The organism is Paenarthrobacter sp. CC6, from assembly GCF_040560085.1.
Lineage (GTDB): Bacteria > Actinomycetota > Actinomycetes > Actinomycetales > Micrococcaceae > Arthrobacter > Arthrobacter nicotinovorans.
Genome location: NZ_JARDAN010000006.1, coordinates 398,844 through 418,504, shown reverse-complemented (window position 1 = coordinate 418,504; position 19,661 = coordinate 398,844). Strand labels below are relative to the sequence as shown.

Sequence of the window (19,661 nt, the reverse complement as noted above, 5' to 3'; positions counted from 1 at the left end):
ACAAACCATGAGTGCACTTTTCGATCTGACCGGGCGGGTTGCCTTGGTCACTGGTTCAAGCCGGGGGATAGGCAACGCCCTTGCCCGCGGCCTCGCCGATGCCGGCGCCACGGTTGTGCTGAACGGCATCAACACTGAACGGCTTGAAGCATCACACCTGGCGATGGCCGCAGAGTATCCGGAAGGGAGAGTCCACAGCCGGGCCTTCGACGTGACGGACGCCGACTCTGCCGCTGAAGGCGTCGCCTGGGTGGAGCAAAACGTTGGGCCTCTGGACATCCTGGTGAACAACGCCGGCATCCAGCACCGGGTGCCCATGCTGGACCTTGATGTCAAGGACTGGGACCGGGTCATCACCACGGACCTCACCAGCGCTTTCCTTGTGGGCCGGGAAGCCGCCCGGCACATGATCCCCAGGGGCCAAGGCAAAATCATCAACATCTGTTCTGTCCAGACGGACCTGGCCCGTCCCACGATCGCGCCGTACGTCGCCGCGAAGGGCGGCTTGCGCAACCTCACCCGGGCCATGACCGCCGAGTGGGCCGCATCCGGCTTGCAGATCAACGGAATCGCCCCAGGCTACATCCACACCGAAATGACGCAGAACCTGGTCGATGACGCCGACTTCAACTCCTGGATCCTGGGCCGCACCCCGGCCAACAGGTGGGGAACCACTGCGGACCTTGCCGGCCCCACGGTATGGCTCGCATCGCAGGCATCGAACTTCGTGAACGGCCAGACGATTTTCGTCGACGGCGGAATGACGGTGGTGGTCTGATGAGCATCATCCTCCCTGCATCCGGTCCGGCAGTTGTAGCCCATGGCAAAGGCGATCTTCGCATCGAGGACATCCCCCTGGCAGCACCGCAACCCAACGAGTCCATCGTGGAGATTGCCTATGGCGGGATCTGTGGTTCGGACCTCCATTACTGGCTGCACGGCGCCGCGGGCGAGTCCATTCTCAAAGAACCGATGGTCCTCGGCCACGAGATCGTTGGTGTTGTCCTCCAGCAGGCAGCCGATGGTACGGGTCCTGCAGCGGGCACGCCTGTGGCTGTCCACCCTGCCACCCCGGCACCCGGCGACGTCCGGTACCCCGAGGACCGGCCAAACCTCTCGCCGGGGTGCACCTACCTTGGAAGTGCGGCACGCTATCCGCACACCGACGGCGCCTTCAGCCGCTACGCCAATCTGCCCGCCAGGATGCTCCGTCCCTTGCCGGAAAATCTGGACCTTCGCACGGCGGCGCTTGTGGAACCGGCCAGCGTCGCATGGCATGCGGTCTCCCGCGCCGGCGACGTTCGGGGGAAAACGGCACTCGTGATCGGCAGCGGTCCGATCGGAGCCCTGGCGGTGGCCGTGCTGAAGCGCGCCGGCGCTGCCCGGATTGTCGCCGTCGACATGCATGACAAGCCGTTGGAGATCGCCCGGTCTGTCGGTGCCGACGCCGTCCTCAAGGGTGATGACGCGGACGCCATCGCGGCGGTGGACGCCGACGTCGTCATTGAATCCTCAGGGAGCCACTACGGATTGGCCTCGGCCATCAAGGGTGCCACCCGTGGCGGCAAGGTGGTGATGGTGGGTCTTTTGCCGTCGGGACCCCAACCGGTGTTCATTTCCCTCGCCATAACCCGCGAGCTGGAGCTCCTGGGCTCATTCCGCTTCAACGACGAGATCGACGACGTCATCGCGGCCCTGGCTGACGGATCCCTGTTTGCCGACCCCGTTGTGACGCACGAATTCGATCTCGCCCACGGCCTGGAGGCTTTCGAAGTGGCGAAGAATTCGGCCGAGTCCGGCAAGGTTTTGCTGAACTTCCGGAACGGCTAATTCCTGGCCACAGGGACGAAGACGCGGGGCTGGTCGTCCCAGCTGGGTGCCAGCTCCGCGATCGTCTGGCGCATGATCCTGGCAGCGGCGTCGCGGGCCACCGCACCGTCGCCGGCGTCGATGGCGTGGGCCACGTCCATGTGCCATTGGAGGGCTTCCTTCTGGGGATGCTCGGGCATGAGGCCGTGGACGGTCCGGCCCGTGAGGGTTTCGGTGACCTGGCCAATGAGGTTGGCGAACATCTCGTTGCCCGATCCGGACAACACCAGGGCGTGGAAGCGGATGTCGAGGTCAAGGAATCTTGCCATGTCCCCGGCGTCTCCCGCTTCCTTCATGGCGAGGGAAATGCCCACCAGTTCCTGCCGCAGGCTCTCGGGTGCGTTGCCGGCGGCGAGTTCGGCGGCTACGGGCTCGACGGCGGAGCGCAGCTCGGCCAACGACCGCAATTGCGCGCCGCGGCCTTCGCCCGCGAGACGCCACCGGATGACCAGGGGATCGAAGGGATTCCAGCGATGGGCAGGAAGGACACGGATGCCCACCCGCTTGATCGTTTCCACAAGCCCGAGTGATTGGAGGACACGCACGGCTTCACGCACCACGGAACGGGAGACGTTGAGTTCGTCTTCCAAATGCTCAGCCAACATCACGTGTCCCGTGGGAAGGGCGCCACCCACAATCCGGGTCCCCAAATGCTCAACGGCGCGGTGGTGAAGGCTGGTTGACATAGAGGTAAGCATAGTGGCGCGGGGCGACCGGGGATGCCGGTATCCGTGCCGGGAACGCATTCCGCGCCGCATCAGCAGCCGCCGGGCATCATAGACTGTTTATGACGCGGCAGCTTCCACAACGTGGGCGCCGCTTTCCCGCCCAAGGTTTATATACGTATGGTTTATTACAGCCCCTGGTTTTGAAATCGCTTCCCGCGTGCCCCCATGGCCACGTCGGGACTGTTTGCACACGAACGAATTGGAGTTTTGATGTCAGCACACATCGGTGTCACCGGCCTTGCGGTGATGGGCGCCAACCTGGCCCGCAACCTCGCACGCAACGGCTTCACCGTGGCTCTCCACAACCGCTCCGTGGAAAAGACTGACGCCCTGCTGGAAAAGCACGGCACGGAAGGCGACTTCATCCGCACGGAAACGCTGCAGGAACTCGTCGACTCCCTCGAAAAGCCCCGCCGCGTCCTCATCATGGTCAAGGCAGGCGCCCCCGTCGACAACGTCATCGAGCAGCTGGAACCGCTGCTCGAGGCCGGCGACATCATCATCGACGCCGGCAACTCGCACTACGAGGACACCCGCCGCCGCGAAGCAGCGCTGGCCAAGAAGGACCTTCACTTCGTCGGTGTCGGTGTCTCCGGTGGTGAAGAAGGCGCGCTGAACGGCCCCTCCATCATGCCCGGCGGCTCCCGTGAGTCCTACGACGCGCTCGGCCCGCTCCTGGAAAAGATTTCCGCCAAGGTCGACGGCGAACCCTGCTGTGCTTGGATCGGCACCGATGGCGCCGGCCACTTCGTCAAGATGGTCCACAACGGCATCGAATACGCCGACATGCAGGTCATCGGCGAAGCATTCGACCTTCTCCGCTCCGGTGCAGGCATTGAGCCCGCCGAACAGTCCAAGATCTTCGCTGAGTGGAACAAGGGCGATCTGTCCTCGTTCCTGATCGAAATCTCCGCTGAGGTTCTCGGCCACGTCGATGCCAAGACCGGCAAGCCGTTCGTTGATGTCGTCGTTGACGCTGCCGGCCAGAAGGGCACCGGCCGTTGGACGGTCATCTCCGCCCTTGAACTCGGCTCACCGGTCTCCGGCATTGCAGAGTCCGTGTTTGCCCGCGCGCTGTCCTCCCAGACCGAGCAGCGCAAGCTCGGCCAGGAGCTGCTCGCCGGTGAAGAGGCTTCCGTGGAAATCCCGGAGACGTTCGTCGAGGACGTCCGCCAGGCACTCTACGCCTCCAAGCTCGTGTCCTACGCACAGGGCCTGGACATGCTGACCTCCGCAGCCAAGGAATACGGCTGGGACCTCAAGCTGGACGAGATCGCTTCCCTGTGGCGTGCAGGCTGCATCATCCGTGCAGAGCTGCTCAAGGACATCACCAAGGCCTACGCTGCCGATGAGAAGCCCGCGAACCTGCTGTTTGCACCGGCCTTCACGAAGGCCATCGCAGAGGCACTCCCGGCCTGGCGCCGCGTTGTGGCCACGGCCGTGCAGCTGGGCATTCCGGTACCGGTGTTCTCCTCCTCCCTGGCTTACTACGACGGCCTCCGCCGCAAGCGGGTCGCCGCCGCCCTGATCCAGGGACAGCGCGACCTCTTCGGAGCACACACCTACGGCCGAGTAGACACCGAGGGCACGTTCCACACCCTGTGGGGCGAAGACAAGTCCGAGATCTCGGCTGTCGACACCCACTAGCAGCCACGTGGGTCAGTAACACCACCGCGCAAAGGCCGGTTCCTTCCTATTACGCTGGAAGGAGCCGGCCTTTGCCGTAACGGAGCTCCCGTTCAGGTGCTGGGCCACCAGCAAGGGGAAAGACAATGCCAGCCAGCATCGCACTTGTTACAGGCGCCTCCACGGGTATCGGATTCGCGACGGCCCTTGCCCTGGCAGGGGCGGGCTTCACTGTCTACTCAGGTGCGCGTCGCGTCGACATGATGGAGCCCCTGAAGGACCACGGGATAACCGTACTGTCGCTCGACGTGACCTCCGAGGAATCGATGATGTCAGCGGTCGCGCAAGTGGAAGCCGCCCACGGACGCGTGGACGTGCTGGTCAACAACGCAGGCTATGGTTCCTACGGCTCCCTTGAAGAGGTCCCCCTGGCCGAGGGGAGGCGGCAATTCGACGTCAATGTCCTGGGCCTTGCAAGGATGACCCAGCTGGTTCTTCCGCAGATGCGGGCGGCAGGGAAAGGCAGGATCATCAATGTCACATCCATCGGGGGAAAGATCTACGAGCCCCTGGGCGCTTGGTACCACGGCACCAAGTTTGCCGTGGAGGGGATGAGCGACTCGCTGCGCCTGGAACTGAAGCCGCACGGCATCGACGTCGTCATCATCGAACCGTCAGGGACCGACACCGAATGGGGCACCATCGCCGGCGAGGGGCTGCTGGCCACGTCAGGCGATGGCCCGTACGCCGATCAAGCGCATATTGTTGCCGCAGCGCTGGCATCCACCTCGGGTGACGGCCACGTGCTTTCCACTCCGGCAACGGTGGTGGCAAAAGCCATCGTCCGGGCAGCAAAGGCAAAACGCCCCAGGACCCGCTACCCGGTAGGGCGGGGGGCCTGGAGCGTTCTGGCAATGCGAAGGATTCTTCCGGACAGGGCGTTCGACGCCGTGTTCCTGAACTTCTACAAAGGACTGGCCGGCTAGATGCGGTATTCGATGTAGTACTCGGCCGGATCTACTGCAGGCTTCGTCTCGGACCTGGCGTCCCGGTGCCGCCAGGTCGCCGGAATTCCAGTGATGATCGACTCCGGTGGAGCGTCCTTCACTACTACGGCATTCGCACCAACAGCACTGTCTGCTCCGATGGTGATGGGGCCCAATACTTTCGCGCCGGCACCAATGGTCACCCTGTCACCGATGGTGGGGTGGCGCTTGACCTTGGCCAGGGAGCGGCCGCCGAGCGTGACACCGTGGTAGATCATCACGTCATCGCCGATTTCCGATGTCTCACCGATGACGACGCCCATGCCGTGGTCGATAAAGAACCTGCGGCCAATCGTGGCCCCGGGGTGGATCTCGATGCCCGTCAGGAACCTCGCGAGCTGCGAAATCAGGCGCGCCGGAAAACGGAGCGCCGGGTTTTGCCAGAGCTTGTGGGTCAGGCGGTGCGCCCAGATGGCATGCAATCCGGAGTATGCGAAAAAGTTCTCAAAAGAACCTCGCGCCGCCGGGTCGTGGGACCGGGCGGCGTCGAGGTCTTCCTTAAGTCTTGCGAAGAAGCTCACAAAGACCTTTCTACAGGAAATGAAGGTGTGCAGGCGTTGTGTTAGCCGCGGATGTCATCGAACAGCACGGTGGAGATGTAACGCTCCCCGAAGTCACAGACGACGGCCACGATCAGCTTGCCGGCATTCTCCGGACGCTTTGCGAGTTCGAGCGCGGCCCACACGATGGCACCGGAGGAGATGCCGCCGAGGATGCCTTCGCGGGCACCGAGGTCCCGGGCAACCCGCACGGAGTCCTCAAGGGTGGCGTCAAGGACTTCGTCGTAGACGTTGGTGTCCAGGATCTCGGGCACGAAGTTGGCGCCGATTCCCTGGATCTTGTGGGGACCGGGAGCGCCACCGTTGAGGATGGCCGAATCCTTGGGTTCGACGGCAACAATCTGGACTCCGGGCTTGCGTTCCTTGAGGACCTGGCCCACGCCGGTGATCGTGCCACCGGTTCCCACGCCTGCTACGAAGATGTCAACTTCGCCGTCGGTGTCGTTCCAGACTTCCTCGGCCGTGGTGGCGCGGTGGATCGCCGGGTTGGCCTCGTTGGCGAACTGCTGGGCCCAGATGGAGTTCTCCGTGTTGGCGACGATCTCCTGGGCCTTCTCGACGGCCCCACGCATGCCTTCGGAACCCGGGGTCAGGACGATTTCGGCACCGTAAGCGCGCAGCATGACACGGCGTTCGGTGGACATGGTTTCGGGCATGGTCAGGATGACCTTGTAGCCGCGTGCCGCGCCCACGAGTGCGAGGGCAATGCCCGTGTTGCCTGAGGTACCCTCGACGATCGTTCCGCCCGGCTTCAAGGCACCGGACTTTTCGGCGGCGTCAATGATGGCTACACCAATGCGGTCCTTGACGCTGTTGGCGGGGTTGTAGAACTCAAGCTTGACGGCAACCTGGGCGTCAAGGCCCTCGGTGAGCCGGTTCAATCGAACCAGCGGGGTGCGGCCGACCAGCTGAGTAACGTCGTCGTAGATCCTTGCCATGAAAATTTACGCCTATCTCTGAAGAGGGATTGCTGAGGTCAGCCTAACCAGCCGGATCGAAACCCTGCTAAGCAGTAAGCCATGCAGAGTAATATTTCCTGGCCTTTGCCAGCTTGGGGTTAATGATCACCTGGCAGTATCCCTGGTACGGAAACTTTGCATAGTAATTCTGGTGGACTTCCTCGGCCTCGTAGAAGTCCGGGAGCGGCACCACTTCAGTCACAATCGGGTCGGACCACAAGGCCTGGGCGCGTTCGATGGCTTCCTCGAACAAGACCTTCTCCTCGGTGGTGGTGTAGAACATCGAGGACCGGTACTGGGTCCCGACGTCGTAGCCCTGCCGGTTCAGGGTGGTGGGGTCGTGCAGGGCGAAGAACATGTCCAGGATGACTTCTTCCGGAACAACAGTTTCATCGAATGTCACCGCAACCACCTCCGCGTGACCAGTGGTCCCGGAGCACACTTCGTAGTAATCGGGATTGCGGACGTGGCCGCCGGTGTAGCCGGAGACAACCGAGCTGACCCCGCGGGTTTTCTGGTAAACGGCATCCAGGCACCAGAAGCAGCCGCCGCCAAGTACGAAAGTTTTCATGTTCTCTTCAATGGTTGGGATGGCCTGATGATTCCCGCTTCACCTTACGGGAGAATTACGGCACCGGGCAGCTGCACAAGTGACCGGGACTGCCTGAACCGGCCCGGTAGTGAAGAATAGGGATATGGAAGCAGTGAACACTGGCATTTCTGATGCGGATTCCGTCGAAGATGACGAAACAGAACACGAAGAAACAGTTGGGGCCAGCGGCGAACCTACCCTCGGCCAGGTGTTGTTGGCTGTTGAAGAACTCTGGCCCGAGTCCCTCGCCGAGGATTGGGACGAAGTCGGCCTGGTTGTCGGGCGCCCCACGGTCCCGGTGACGAAAGTCCTCTTTGCCGTGGATCCCACCCTGGCCGTTATCGATGAAGCCATCGAATGGGGTGCCGGGCTCCTTATTACCCATCACCCCCTGTTGCTCAAAGGGGTGAACTCCGTTGCCGCAACGTCGGCCAAGGGCCTCGCTGTCCACCGATTGATCGAAGCGGGCACTGGCCTGCTTACCGTGCACACGAATGGTGACTCAGCCGTTGGCGGGGTGTCGGACGTCCTGGCAGATGCCTTCGGTCTGGAGAACGTGGCGCCCCTGACCCAGGCATCCAACGGATTGCCGGAAGAAGGAATCGGCAGGGTGGGCGATCTTCCGGAGCTTGAAACCCTGGGCGACTTTGCGGCCCGTGTCTTTGAAATGCTGCCCGCCGTGGCGGGCGGGGTCCGCGTTGCCGGCGACAAAGACGGCCTGGTGCGGCGTGTTGCCGTCTGCGGCGGCGCCGGGGACAGTTTGTTCGACGCCGTCCGGGCCAACCATGCCGATGTGTACGTCACAGCGGACATGCGGCATCATCCGGCCTCCGAAGCGCGTGAGGGGGCCACCAACGGGCGGCCGTACCTGATTGACGTATCGCACTTTGCGAGTGAATGGCTGTGGCTTCCAGCCGCCGCAGAAGCGTTGGGCAACGTGCTCGCTGACCAGGGCTACGACGTCGATATCCGCGTCAGCAGTACCAACAGTGACCCTTGGGACTTCATACTGACTCCCGGCGGCGACTAGAGTCTAGGAAAGGGCCGGACCTGATCTCCAGGACCGGCGGCGACAAGCGGAGGTAAGCGTGGCGAAAGCAGCACCGGCAGAACAATTGAAATTGCTTGAACTGCAGGGGCTGGATGCCAAGCTCAAGTCGTTGGCGGGCCGCCGGAAGGTGCTGGAAAACGATCCCCGCATTACTGACCTGACGGACGCCCTCAGTGTGGCCAACGGTGAACTCGGGGCGGCCAAAATCGCTGTCCATGACGCCGAAGCCGAACTGCGCCGCGCGGAAGCCGACGTCGAACAGGTTGCGTCCCGCATCGAGCGCGATGAAACCCGGCTGAACAGCGGAACCGGGTTGTCCAAGGACCTGGTGGCGCTGCAGAACGACATCGCCTCGCTGAACAAGCGCCGTTCGGACCTTGAAGACGTTGAGCTTGAGATCCTGGAGCGCCTGGACACCCTGCGTGAACGCCAGGCTGCCCAGCAAGCCATTGTTGACGACATCCAGGGTTCGTTCGGCAGCATCCGCTCTGAACTGGACGAAGCGATCGCGGAGATCGCGGCCGAGGAGACAGTGGTTCGCGGGCAACGGGCTGTATTCGCCGAGGCGCTGGACCCGGGGATGCTCGCGGTGTACGAAAAGACCATCGCCAAGCGTGGAGTCGGTGCTGCCCGGCTGTTCCACGGAAAGTCCGAAGGCTCGGGGATGATGCTCAGCCCAGGTGACCTTGCCGAGGTCAAAGCCGCAGCGGAGGACGACATCGTTTTCTGCCCGGACTCCGGCGTCATCCTGGTCCGTTCAGCGGAGTGGAACTGACCTGACCCGGGCACGGCCTTAGTTGGACAGAATGATGTTCAGGGCGTGTGGCTTCCGGGCGGTGCCCTCAACCAGTTCGGCGGTCCGGATTTCGCTGGCGGCCTTCAGGAGCTGATCCGGAGTTTCCGGAGCCTTGCCGCGCCTGGTCAGCAGATGCCGTGCCAACTCACCCCTGGTGTGCTTGGCGAAGTGGCTCACCACGGTGCGCTTGCCGTTCGCCTCGTTGAACACATTGACGTTCACCGTCTGTGCGGCCGGGGGAGCCCACGCTGCGGCGTAGGTGCTGGAGCGGCAGTCCACCAGCAGTTCGCCGTCGACCCGCTGGGCGAGGGCGGCGTTCAGCTGCGGCTTCCAATAGGAGGCGAGGCGTCCGACGTCGGGCAGTGCGGTTCCCATCGACAGACGGTAGGCGGGCACGTGGTCACCAAAGCCAATGGCTCCCCACAAAGCGGAAACAACCAGGATGGACTCCGTCGCCTTGCGGCGCTGGGCCGGCGTCATGGTCTTGAAGCCGAGGGCGTCGTACAGGACTCCCGAATAGACCTGGTGCGCGGGAGCCGCGGGTTCGGCGTGCAGCCGGGTATTACGTTCGACGTCGTCCCGCAGCGAGGCGCCGACGCCCAGTAACGCCAGGGCGTCCTCGTGCGCGCTCACTGTCCCCAGAGCTTCAAGGACCTTGGCCCGGTACGGGTTCAGTTCCGGGAAGCTCAGCGACTCCCATTCGATGGCAGGTCCTTTGAGGGCGGGGGTTTTGCCTTCTGAGGGCGGCAGGAGAATCAGCACCAGTCGATATTACCGGTGACTTGGGCCGTCCTGGACGCCGGTAGACTGTACGGCGGATGGGTTGACCAGGCGGCCGCGCGTCACGAAAGTGGCTCGAGGAACGTCCGGGCTCCACAGAGCAGGGTGGTGGGTAACGCCCACTCGGGGTAACCCGCAGGCCAGTGCCACAGAGAACAGACCGCCTGCGTCCCGGTATTGCACCGGGGCAGCAGGTAAGGGTGAAACGGTGGTGTAAGAGACCACCAGCTCCCTGGGTGACCGGGGAGGCTAGGTAAACCCCACCCGGAGCAAGGCCAGACAGGACACGTTCGAGGGCTGCTCGCCCGAGTGTCCGGGTAGGCTGCTGGAGGGCGTCGGCAACGGCGTTCGTAGATGGATGGCCGCCTCTCCCTTTCCGGTAACGGAAGGGGATGACAGAACCCGGCGTATCGGTCAACCCATCCATTTATGACTCCCTGAATGACGGGCGTGTGAGTGATTTCACGCCTCCGGGACGACCATGCCCCGGCCTTCCCGCCTAGAATGGTTACTGAACGTAGATGTTCTGCCGCCGGGACTGCGTTCGCAGCCGGCGGATTTTCTTTGCTCTCGTTCAAGGCGCTGTGGGTGGACCGAAGCCCGCCGGCGCATGTGCCGCAGGACTACTCCGGGCGGCCGCCGCCATCCGCATACGAGGACGTATGTGGTTGACCCAAGGAAGGTAGTTCTGTGAGCCAGACGTCAGATTCTTGTCTTGATAAGTGGATGGGCCGGGAGGCTCTCGCCGAGGCCATGATTCCGGTGATCGGCCGGTTGTACCGGGAAAACAACGTGGTCACCAGCATCCACGGCCGGAGCTTGATCAACAAGTCCACCATGAACATCCTCAAGGCCCACCGCTTTGCACGCCGGATGAGCAACCACGAGCTCCTGCTCGAGGAGACGGCACCCCTGCTGAACGCCCTTTCCGAGCTGGAGCTCGGCGCAGCAGCCATTGATATTGCACGTTTGACGGAAAAGTACCGGGCAGAAGGCAATGGCGCCTCCCTGGACGAGTACTTGCGCTCCGAGCTCGCCGAGATCGTTGGCAAGCGCGGCGCTGACGACCGCACCAGCACCGACGTCGTTCTTTACGGTTTCGGGCGTATCGGCCGTCTGCTGGCCCGCATCCTGATCGAAAAGGCCGGTGGCGGCCACGGCCTGCGCTTGCGCGCCATCGTGGTCCGCAAGGGCGCCGACAACGACCTCGTGAAGCGCGCGAGCCTGCTGCGTCGCGACTCCGTTCACGGTTCCTTCGAAGGCACCATCCGCGTGGATGAGGAAGCCAACACCATCACCGCCAACGGCGTCCAGGTACAGGTCATCTACTCGGACAACCCCGCAACTGTTGATTACACCGAGTACGGAATCAAGGACGCCCTGGTGGTCGACAACACCGGACGCTGGCGCGACGCCGATGGCCTCTCCCAGCACCTGCAGAGCAAGGGCGTTGCCCGCGTCCTGCTGACGGCGCCGGGCAAGGGTGACCTCAAGAATATTGTTCACGGCATCAACCACCGCGACATCAGTGACGACGACAAGATCGTCACCGCCGCATCCTGCACCACGAACGCCATCACTCCCGTGCTGAAGGCCATCAACGACAAGTTCGGCATCATTCACGGCCACGTCGAGACGGTTCACTCGTTCACCAACGACCAGAACCTGATCGACAACTTCCACAAGGGTGACCGCCGCGGACGCTCCGCTGCGCTGAACATGGTGATCACGGAGACCGGTGCCGCCAAGGCAGTGGCCAAGGCCCTTCCCGAACTGCAGGGAAAGCTGACAGGCAACGCCATCCGTGTACCCACCCCGGACGTCTCCATGGCCATCCTGAACCTCAACCTGGAGAAGGGCACCACGCGCGACGAGGTCAACGACTTCTTGCGTGAAATGTCTCTGCATTCCGATCTCCGCAAGCAGATCGATTACATCGATTCTCCCGATGTAGTCTCGACGGACTTCGTCGGCTCCCGTCGGGCCGGCATCGTCGATGGCCTCGCCACGATCTCCAACGACAAGAACCTCGTGCTGTACGTCTGGTACGACAACGAGTTCGGCTACTCCTGCCAGGTTGTCCGTGTGATGGAAGAAATGGCCGGCGTGAACCCGCCGTCGTTCCCGGCCCGGGATGTCATCGCTCCCATTGCCGTACTCGAAACGGCCGGCGCCTAGGTCGACAGCAGTTAACACGGGTTTCCCGGCCGGGTCACTGGAAACGGCCGGGAAACCTGACCAGAATGGGTCTCATGGAAAACGAATCAACGATGGAACATGAGACCACGCTGGAGCACGCCCTGGACGTCGCCAAGGCCAACCATAAGCAAGCCCAGAAGCTTCTGGACCAAGCTGTTGCGGCCAATGCTGCCGGGGACGTCACCGACGAGCGCGTGGAACAACTGCGGGGCCTGCTGGCTCTTGCCGCCGAGGACCTCCAACGCGTGGCGCGCGAGCAATAACCTGCTCTTTCACCCTCTGTGTAGTGTGACTTCTCCTACACATTGTGGATACCGACTCTGACTGTCGGGGCCGTGTCCTACGCTCGTAAGACACTGCCTGCCCCGTTGGATGGAGTCCCTTGAGCATCACCTGGTCCGCCTATAAACGCGCCCGCCGCCGTTCCCGTCAAGCGTGGGCGGTTCTGGCACTGGCTGCCGCTACCATTGTCGCCGGGCTGTCCTGGTTCTTCACCGTGGGCCAGTTTGAAGCAGCTCAACCTCCGCAGTCCGGCCCCAGCGAAGCCCCGGTTTACAACCCCGAATGGATGAAGCCTGTGCGCGGCGCGGCGGCGGTCGTATCCGAAAAGGCCTCGGAGGCCCTGGACCAGTTGCCGGTCAAAGGGCGGGCGCCGAAAACGGACTATGACAGGGCCGCCTTTGGACAGGCGTGGGCCGATGCGGACCGGAACGGTTGCGATACCCGCAACGACATCCTCCGGCGCGACCTGAGTGCAGTCAAGTTCATGGACGGCTCCTCCTGCAAGGTGGCCTCCGGGACGTTGAACGAGCCTTACACGGGAAGGCAAATATCCTTCACAAGGGGCCAGGAAACCAGCTCCGCCGTGCAAATCGACCATGTGGTGGCGCTGGCCGACGCGTGGCAAAAAGGCGCCCAGCAGCTGACCATCCAGCAGAGGCAGACCCTCGCCAACGACCCGCTGAATTTGATTGCGGCGGATGGTCCGGCAAACGTCAAGAAAGGCGCCGGCGATGCCGCGACGTGGCTGCCGGCCAACAAGAACTTCCGCTGCCACTACGTTGCCCGGCAGATCTCGGTGAAGACGGCCTACCGGTTGTGGGTCACCCAAGCGGAGAAAGACGCCATGAAGAGCGTTCTATCTTCCTGCCCGGATCAGCAGACGATCTACAACGCCAGGTGACCATGCCCGAGTTGCCAAGTGCCGCCGTCGTCGATTCTCTCCAGAACTACGCGCTGAAGTGAGGTTTCCCGCGGGAGCTTCTCCAGGTCGTGCATGCCGCGCTGCCGGAAGGTGAAGTACACGGCATCCGTAGCTGCGTCCGTGCAGCGGTCCACGGTAAAGCGGCGGGCAAATGAGGCGATGTTGCTCTCTGGCAGCCGCTTTGCCAGATAGGGATCGAGCATCCACGAGTCACAGGTGGCCACTGCCACCGGCTTGTCAGGAAAATGGCGTGCGAAGAAATCCCGGGCCTCTGCGAAACTCTCGTCCACCAAAGCGGGGGAGAGCCCGCCGTCTTCGGGGATATGCACACCCAGCACCCAGCCCGAGGCGTAACCCTCATCAGGCACCAGATGGAACTGCAGCCTGCCGAGCCTGAAAAGATTGCCGGCCATGTGCAGCGTCAGCCAGGACCAGGTGTCGAGCCCGAAACGCCCATGGACCCGGCGGTTGATCCGCATTTGCAGTCCGACGTCTGCCAGGGACGCAGCGGAGACGTCCACGCCGATTCCCAGGCCGGCATGATAGTCGTGGACCGACGGGGCGAAGCGAAGCAGTGCTTCTATCCAGGTCGCTTCCGATGCACCCTCTGCCGTGATGCTGTGCAGCGGAAAAGCTCCCAGCCTGCCCTGCAAGGCGTCCAACGCGCGGACGACGTCCGCGGCCGGGGGAGTGGCCAACAGACGGGCGCACTCCGGAGCGTCCTCGGCGCTGATGTCCAGGAGTTTGAACAGCTCGGCGTGCGTGCTGGTGTCCATGGGCCTAGTGTCCGAAGGGATCGGGATCGACGCCGGGCATCCAGGTCAGGCCGGGCTTGCCCCAACCGTTCTTCTTGGCCTGCTTCATCGCTTTCCTGGCATAGCGGTCCACCAGGCGGTTGACGTAGAGCTTGCCGTCCAAGTGATCGTATTCATGTTGAAGAATCCGGGCGAACCAACCGGTCGCTTCAAATTCCACGGGGTTGCCGTCGCCATCAAAACCCTGGACCCGGGTCCAATCAGCACGTTGCAAAGGGTAGTACTCGCCAGGGAAGGACAAGCAGCCTTCAACGTCCTCGTCAGGATCCGGAAGGGCACCGGAAACTTTGGAGAGCGTAAGGACCGGGTTCACTACCACGCCTTGGGGCGGGACGTCGTCGTTGTTCTCGTACTTGTAGACGAAAATGCGTTTGCCAACGCCGACCTGAGGGGCGGCGAGGCCCACACCGTTGGCGGCGTCGTTCGTCTCGAACATGTCAGCGATCAGGGTGCGCAGTTCGTCGTCGAAAATTTCGACTTCGCTGGCCCGGCGGTGCAAAACAGGTTCGCCCCAGATAGTGACTGGCAGGACGGTCATGTCAGTTCTTCCTTAGTGATCGCTATGGTCCGGGGCGTACCGGATCGGGTTAAAAGCAAAGGCCGCACCGGGTTACCGGTGCGGCCTTTGTGGAAACCGGCTCTGCAGCCAATCTCGGTGGGGTGAGCTACGGGGGTTGAACCCGCGACCTCCTGGACCACAACCAGGCGCTCTGCCAACTGAGCTAAGCCCACCATGTGCCTTTTCGGGCTAGTCCGTTGGACCGGCTTTCCTCGAAGGCAACGACAAATAGCTTACCTGCTGTTTTGGGGTGCAAAGTCCACTTTTGCCGGTTTTGGCAAAAAAACCTTCAAAAATGGCGCAGATCACACCGGATTGCTGGATCCCAGGCTTTCGGCGCTGGCCATGATGTCCTTGGAAATGCGCTGCGCCGTTGCGGTGTCGGGCCCCGGAGCGGCGACGAACACTGCCTCGCGGTAGTAGCGGAGTTCGTCGATGGAGTCCTTGATGTCACCCAACGCGCGGTGCCCACCGTGTTTTGCGGGCGACTGGAAGTAGGCGCGCGGGAACCAACGCCGGGAGAGTTCCTTGATGGTGCTGACATCGATAACGCGGTAGTGCAGGTGCTCAACAATGTTCGGCATGTCCCGGGCCAGGAACATCCGGTCCGTTCCCACGGAGTTTCCACCCAAGGGGGCCTTGCGGGGATCCGGGACCCACTTCTCGATGTACTCCAGAACCTGGGCTTCGGCCTCAGCCATGGTCTTTCCGTGCGGGAGCTCATCAAGGAGCTTGGAGCGGGTATGCATGTCCCGCACAAAGTCATTCATTTGTTCCAGTGCGGCATCATCCGGCTTGATCACGACGTCCACGCCGTCGCCAAGGATGTTGAGCTCGGAATCCGTCACCAGGGCGGCAACCTCGATCAGGGCGTCGTTCTTGAGGTCCAGGCCGGTCATTTCGCAGTCGATCCAGACGATGCGTTCATTAGTAATAGGCACGCGCCTAGCCTATCCTTCAGCCGGTTCCAAGTGCTCCGATGGTACGATTTTTGAGCGCAGCAGTGTCGTTTCTTCCTGCTGCGGAAGCCCCGAAGACGCAGAACTTTTGTCCCGAATTTACCGGGCGAACGATTGGATGACGACTACATGACGGTGCCCGTACCCGCCGCCCAGAAGGCAGGGACAGCAGCGCCGACGGCGGATGCTGCAGCCAGCGAGGTAGATAACGCACGTTCGCCGCTGATTGCCGGGTTCATCGGTTCGATGTTCATGGTGTTCGGTTCCTTGGGCGTTGGTTGGCTGGCTCCGGTATCCGAACTCAGGCGGCTGCCGCTTTTTATTTGGATGCGTACCGAAGGCGCGGGCGTCGCTCTCTCCATCGTTCTGCTCGCCATTGGTGGAATGCTGCTGGTCCGGGCCTGGCTGCGTCTGGGCCAACGGGTCCGGGTGTGGGGGCTGGAAGCGCGCAAGGCCACGCTCCAGGCCGTTGTGGCATGGGGACTGCCCATGATGTTCACGGTTCCGCTTTTCAGCAGGGACGTGTACGCCTACATCGGCCAGGGGCGTCTGATGGTGGAAGGCATGAATCCGTACAAGAACGGGATCTCGGCCCTCCCTAATTATTTCCAACTGGGTGCCGACAAGATGTGGACGGAAGCGCCGGTCCCTTATGGGCAGCTGTTCTTGTGGATCGAACAGTTCGTGGTGTGGGTGACCAATGTCCAGCCCGAAGCCAGCATCATGCTTTTCCGGATGGTGGCTTTGGTGGGCATCGTGCTCTGCATCATCTACGTACCCAAGCTGGCTGAACTCCACGGTGTAAATCCGCATCGGGCACTGTGGCTGACAGCGGCGAATCCGCTCTTCCTGACCAACTTCATTGCCAGCGTCCACAACGATGCCCTGATGATCGGTCTCGCGCTGGCAGGTCTCTACTACTGCGCTACGCGTCGTGTGATTCTTGGCATCGTGCTGGTCACGCTCTCGATTTCGGTCAAACCGATAACCATTGTTTTCCTGCCGTTTATTGGACTCTTGTGGGCCGGCAAGGGCGCCTCCTGGCCGCGGAAATTCCTGTACTGGTTCCTGACGGCGGGCATCAGCTTCGGGCTGCTGTACGCCCTGAGCCTGGTCAACGGTTTCGGATTCGGCTGGATCAACGGTCTTTCCGCTCCTGGCAGCATCTGGATCTGGTACGCCCCAGTGGGGCTGATCGGCTTGGTTGTGGCCTCGATTTTCAATGTCTTCGGCCTGGACGGTTGGGGCATGGCGAAATGGGTTTACGACGCCGGCAAGGTCCTGATGGTTGGAGCCGTCGCCTGGCAGATCTTCCGCGGCGACTACGACCGCTTGATGCGTCGCCTCACGCTGGCGTTTGCAGCCATCGTTATCCTGGCACCCATGATCCAGTCCTGGTACGTGGTGTGGTTGATACCGCTCTTTGCCGTTACGGGTATCCGCAACGACTGGCAGGTCAAGGCCGTCTACTTTATCGTGTCGTTCTTCATGGTCTACGCCATCTCCGACCAATTGGACGTCTTCCCCTACCTGCAAAGCGAAGACCTGGGCCTGGCGCTCACGCTGGCCAGGAATGCGGCGGCCATTATTGCGCTCCTCTTTGCCGTCTACCTGATCTTTGTTGACCCGAAGACCAAGAGCCTGTTCCGCAAGCGCGACGAGCCGGGGCTGCGCCCCATCATTTGAGCAGCCTAGTGGCCTCCCTGGCGGACAAGGGGCTCAGGGCTTGCGCGTTCTCCTGCACGAATCCACGGACCCAGTCCGCATCGGTCTTGCTGAACTCCCGTAGTGCCCAGCCGATGGCCTTGCGAACGAAGAATTCTTTGTCCGCCAGGTTTGCCGTGATGGCTTGTGCCAGCAGGACCCGGTCAGTAGCGGATTTCGCACCGAGCTGGGAAGTGATGGCTGCTCTGCGGATCCACATGTCTCCGTCTTCGGCCCACCGAAGCAGCACCGGGGTCATGGTGTCCCGATGGGCCAACAGCAGGGCGCAGATCCGGTGCGATACGCCATCAACGAGGTCCCACCAGGCACCCGTCCGGATGATTTCTTCGTACACGGGCAGCATGAGCAGATCTTCCTTGACCATCCGCAAACCGGTGAGGTCAATGGCCGCGTAGCGCTCCTCACGTGCCTCTGCCTCCCGCCACAGTGTCAGGGCAGCACTGCGCAATTCTTCCGGTGACGTCGGTGGGAATGCCTTGGCAGCCGCTTTTACGATTCTGCGCACCCCAGGCACTGTGACGCCGTATGAGGGCATTTCTGACTTCATGTACGCCTGTGCGCCACGTGCGCGCTCCGGGTCGGCCTCGGAACGCAGCTTTAAGCGAATGGACTCAACGAGTTCAGTAGTGGACATGCCCCAACTTTAGGGTCGTTGGCGGCGGCAAGGGCGAACCTTTGGTACCAACCCCGCAGGTCCAGTACAACCAGTACCACCACGACCGGTACCGGCACAGTCGGGGGCCGCCCTTGTCCGGAGCACTTGGCCGGCATCCGCCTGGACGGCCGGATGCCGGGCGGACATTTCAAGCGCCGGCACCCACCAGTTCGCCGGTTGTTGTGTTGACCAACAGGGAACTGTCGCCACCTGTACTGTGAAGCCCTGCGGGTACAGTTTCTTCCTCCGGGGGAGACTGCTCCTCGTCTTCGCCCTCCCAGTCGCTGCGATTCGCGGGATTGCCGGAGTCATCCACGGAGGGGCCCGAATCTACAGGTGCCGAGGCTCCGTTCATCCGGGTGAAGTTGGCAGAGCCCCACATGAGGTCGTGGCCAACAGATTCGGCATCGATCTCGGCCACATGGTAGACGCGGCCCTCGTGCTCCCATTGCCGTAGCCGCAGCTTGCCGACGACCAAGACCCGCTGGCCTTTCTTGATGCTGCAGCCCACGTGGCCGGCAAGGTAACGGAACGACTGCACTGTGTACCAGTTGGTGTTGCCGTCCACCCAGGTGTTGCTCGCGCGGTCGTATCGGCGCTCAGTGGTTCCGAGGCGGAACGACGCAGTAGCGGTACCACGGGTAGTCGTGGAACTTTTCACGTCCGAGGCCACAAAGCCCCTGACGGTGATCATGTCATTCATTGGTGGTCCTTCACGATGTAGGGAAGTGCCTGTCCGGCATCTATAGCCTTGTCCAGCGACGTTCCGGATGGGAGTGCGGTCCTGCGCTATGTGAATAACTTAGGGCCCAGGCCCGTTGTTGAGGAATGGAGGCAGCCAGCGTGGAGATGGCGGGTGACCCAGCGATCGCATGTAAACTCTTTGTGGCGCGAGCGGCCCGGGTGGTCATCGAGCCAGTGCGCCCCAGTAGCTCAGGGGATAGAGCAGCGGCCTTCTAATCCGCCGGTCGGGGGTTCGATTCCCTCCTGGGGCACCATTCACCCTCCTTGGATACTTCCAGGGAGGGTGTTTTTTCAGGGGGTGGACTCCTTTTCAGGGGGTGGACTCCAGGAACTCCTTGAGGTTTCCCAGCACCAGTTGCCAGGTGGCGGTGGAAGACGCCACTTCTTCTTCGCTTGAGTTGTTCCCCTGGGTGATGGTCACGGTGGTTCCATCCGGTGTTCCCGCCAGGAGGTACTCAACGGTGTGGTGGTTTTCCGGTATATCGGCAAGTCCGGAGGCGGGACTGAAGTGCGTAGTCTTGAGCCTGACAGGAGGGTCGAAGACCAGGATGGTTCCTTTGTCTTCGTAGGTCTTGCCGTTGTACTCGCCTTCGTAGGTAATCGGCTCGCCCACGCGCCAGGACGTAGTGACGTTGGTCCCCAGGAAGTACTGCCTGATGAGGGCCGGATCAGTCAGGGCGTCCCAGACCTTTTCAAGCGGCGCGTCGATCGTGGCAGACGCAACGGCCTCTGAAGCTTGTCCGCTCATAATGTGCACTCCATTTCCGCGTCCCGCCGTCGGGAACCCTTCCGGT

Annotated in this window: 21 protein-coding genes, 2 tRNA genes and 1 other RNA gene; 12 read left to right on the top strand and 12 right to left on the bottom strand. The window is 62.3% G+C overall.

What is annotated here, in order from left to right:
- The first annotated feature begins 7 nt into the window (after positions 1-7).
- The gene (locus PV760_RS06765; protein WP_354627389.1) at positions 8-778 is read left to right on the top strand and encodes an SDR family oxidoreductase; all 771 of its coding nucleotides are present in this window, start codon (positions 8-10) and stop codon (positions 776-778) included.
- Positions 778-1,830, top strand: coding sequence for an L-idonate 5-dehydrogenase (locus PV760_RS06760; RefSeq protein ID WP_354627388.1), 1,053 nt, complete (start codon positions 778-780; stop codon positions 1,828-1,830). Before PV760_RS06765 ends, PV760_RS06760 begins: the two co-directional genes overlap by 1 nt.
- Here PV760_RS06760 and PV760_RS06755 read toward each other — a convergent pair.
- Complete coding sequence (locus PV760_RS06755; protein WP_026267183.1) at positions 1,827-2,555, bottom strand: FadR/GntR family transcriptional regulator; 729 nt, start codon at positions 2,553-2,555, stop codon at positions 1,827-1,829. The genes PV760_RS06760 and PV760_RS06755 overlap by 4 nt on opposite strands.
- 252 nt (positions 2,556-2,807) lie before the next feature.
- Here PV760_RS06755 and gnd point away from each other — a divergent pair, with 252 nt between their 5' ends.
- Both gnd and PV760_RS06745 read left to right on the top strand, forming a co-directional pair.
- Positions 2,808-4,244 (top strand): NADP-dependent phosphogluconate dehydrogenase, encoded by a 1,437-nt coding sequence (gnd, locus tag PV760_RS06750; protein WP_018777865.1) that lies wholly within the window; start codon positions 2,808-2,810, stop codon positions 4,242-4,244.
- A 125-nt stretch (positions 4,245-4,369) separates the two neighbouring features.
- Positions 4,370-5,209, top strand: coding sequence for an oxidoreductase (locus PV760_RS06745; RefSeq protein ID WP_354627387.1), 840 nt, complete (start codon positions 4,370-4,372; stop codon positions 5,207-5,209).
- Here the strand turns inward: PV760_RS06745 and epsC are convergent.
- The 3 genes from epsC to msrA form a co-directional block, all read right to left on the bottom strand.
- Positions 5,206-5,790, bottom strand: a complete 585-nt coding sequence (epsC, locus tag PV760_RS06740) for a serine O-acetyltransferase EpsC (RefSeq protein WP_018777863.1) — start codon at positions 5,788-5,790, stop codon at positions 5,206-5,208. The two genes, PV760_RS06745 and epsC, sit on opposite strands and share 4 nt — an antisense overlap.
- 41 nt (positions 5,791-5,831) lie before the next feature.
- Positions 5,832-6,767: a cysteine synthase A gene (gene cysK, locus PV760_RS06735; protein WP_018777862.1), complete on the bottom strand. Its 936-nt coding sequence runs from the start codon at positions 6,765-6,767 to the stop codon at positions 5,832-5,834.
- A gap of 67 nt (positions 6,768-6,834) precedes the next feature.
- Positions 6,835-7,359, bottom strand: coding sequence for a peptide-methionine (S)-S-oxide reductase MsrA (gene msrA, locus PV760_RS06730; protein ID WP_018777861.1), 525 nt, complete (start codon positions 7,357-7,359; stop codon positions 6,835-6,837).
- Positions 7,360-7,483: 124 nt separating this feature from the next.
- Between msrA and PV760_RS06725 the strand changes: the two genes are divergently transcribed.
- Together PV760_RS06725 and PV760_RS06720 are read left to right on the top strand one after the other, a co-directional pair.
- Positions 7,484-8,410 carry a Nif3-like dinuclear metal center hexameric protein gene (locus PV760_RS06725; protein WP_064722268.1) on the top strand — a complete coding sequence of 309 codons (927 nt, stop codon included), beginning with the start codon at positions 7,484-7,486 and terminating at the stop codon, positions 8,408-8,410.
- A 58-nt stretch (positions 8,411-8,468) separates the two neighbouring features.
- Positions 8,469-9,206, top strand: coding sequence for a zinc ribbon domain-containing protein (locus tag PV760_RS06720; protein ID WP_018777859.1), 738 nt, complete (start codon positions 8,469-8,471; stop codon positions 9,204-9,206).
- 18 nt (positions 9,207-9,224) lie between these two features.
- Here PV760_RS06720 and PV760_RS06715 read toward each other — a convergent pair whose 3' ends face one another.
- Positions 9,225-9,989, bottom strand: coding sequence for a YaaA family protein (locus PV760_RS06715; protein WP_193590633.1), 765 nt, complete (start codon positions 9,987-9,989; stop codon positions 9,225-9,227).
- Positions 9,990-10,046: 57 nt separating this feature from the next.
- Here PV760_RS06715 and rnpB point away from each other — a divergent pair.
- The 4 genes from rnpB (at position 10,047) to PV760_RS06695 (ending at position 13,389) form a co-directional block, all read left to right on the top strand.
- Positions 10,047-10,433: RNase P RNA component class A (rnpB, locus tag PV760_RS06710), an RNA gene on the top strand.
- A gap of 264 nt (positions 10,434-10,697) precedes the next feature.
- Entirely contained in the window at positions 10,698-12,185 is a 1,488-nt protein-coding gene (locus PV760_RS06705; RefSeq protein ID WP_081623346.1) for a glyceraldehyde-3-phosphate dehydrogenase, read from the top strand.
- Positions 12,186-12,259: 74 nt separating this feature from the next.
- Entirely contained in the window at positions 12,260-12,469 is a 210-nt protein-coding gene (locus tag PV760_RS06700) for a hypothetical protein (protein ID WP_354627386.1), read from the top strand.
- Positions 12,470-12,588: 119 nt separating this feature from the next.
- A complete protein-coding gene (locus PV760_RS06695; protein WP_354627385.1) occupies positions 12,589-13,389 on the top strand; it encodes an HNH endonuclease family protein in 801 nt (266 codons plus the stop codon).
- Here PV760_RS06695 and PV760_RS06690 read toward each other — a convergent pair.
- The 4 genes from PV760_RS06690 to orn form a co-directional block, all read right to left on the bottom strand.
- A complete protein-coding gene (locus tag PV760_RS06690) occupies positions 13,374-14,186 on the bottom strand; it encodes an acyltransferase domain-containing protein (protein ID WP_018777854.1) in 813 nt (270 codons plus the stop codon). The two genes, PV760_RS06695 and PV760_RS06690, sit on opposite strands and share 16 nt — an antisense overlap.
- A gap of 4 nt (positions 14,187-14,190) precedes the next feature.
- Entirely contained in the window at positions 14,191-14,763 is a 573-nt protein-coding gene (gene def / locus PV760_RS06685) for a peptide deformylase (RefSeq protein ID WP_354627384.1), read from the bottom strand.
- Between the two features lie 118 nt (positions 14,764-14,881).
- A tRNA-His gene (locus tag PV760_RS06680) sits at positions 14,882-14,957 on the bottom strand.
- 132 nt (positions 14,958-15,089) lie between these two features.
- Entirely contained in the window at positions 15,090-15,725 is a 636-nt protein-coding gene (gene orn, locus PV760_RS06675) for an oligoribonuclease (protein WP_354627383.1), read from the bottom strand.
- Positions 15,726-15,872: 147 nt separating this feature from the next.
- Between orn and mptB the strand changes: the two genes are divergently transcribed.
- Positions 15,873-17,429: a polyprenol phosphomannose-dependent alpha 1,6 mannosyltransferase MptB gene (mptB, locus tag PV760_RS06670; protein ID WP_018777851.1), complete on the top strand. Its 1,557-nt coding sequence runs from the start codon at positions 15,873-15,875 to the stop codon at positions 17,427-17,429.
- Here mptB and PV760_RS06665 read toward each other — a convergent pair.
- Both PV760_RS06665 and PV760_RS06660 read right to left on the bottom strand, forming a co-directional pair.
- Positions 17,422-18,102: a DNA alkylation repair protein gene (locus PV760_RS06665; RefSeq protein ID WP_039241789.1), complete on the bottom strand. Its 681-nt coding sequence runs from the start codon at positions 18,100-18,102 to the stop codon at positions 17,422-17,424. The two genes, mptB and PV760_RS06665, sit on opposite strands and share 8 nt — an antisense overlap.
- A 169-nt stretch (positions 18,103-18,271) precedes the next feature.
- Positions 18,272-18,826 carry a single-stranded DNA-binding protein gene (locus PV760_RS06660; RefSeq protein WP_079582150.1) on the bottom strand — a complete coding sequence of 185 codons (555 nt, stop codon included), beginning with the start codon at positions 18,824-18,826 and terminating at the stop codon, positions 18,272-18,274.
- A 219-nt stretch (positions 18,827-19,045) separates the two neighbouring features.
- Between PV760_RS06660 and PV760_RS06655 the strand changes: the two genes are divergently transcribed.
- A tRNA-Arg gene (locus tag PV760_RS06655) sits at positions 19,046-19,121 on the top strand.
- 56 nt (positions 19,122-19,177) lie between these two features.
- On the opposite strand, the gene PV760_RS06650 is transcribed toward PV760_RS06655, so the two are convergent.
- Positions 19,178-19,615, bottom strand: coding sequence for an SRPBCC family protein (locus tag PV760_RS06650; RefSeq protein ID WP_079582166.1), 438 nt, complete (start codon positions 19,613-19,615; stop codon positions 19,178-19,180).
- Positions 19,616-19,661 lie beyond the last annotated feature (46 nt).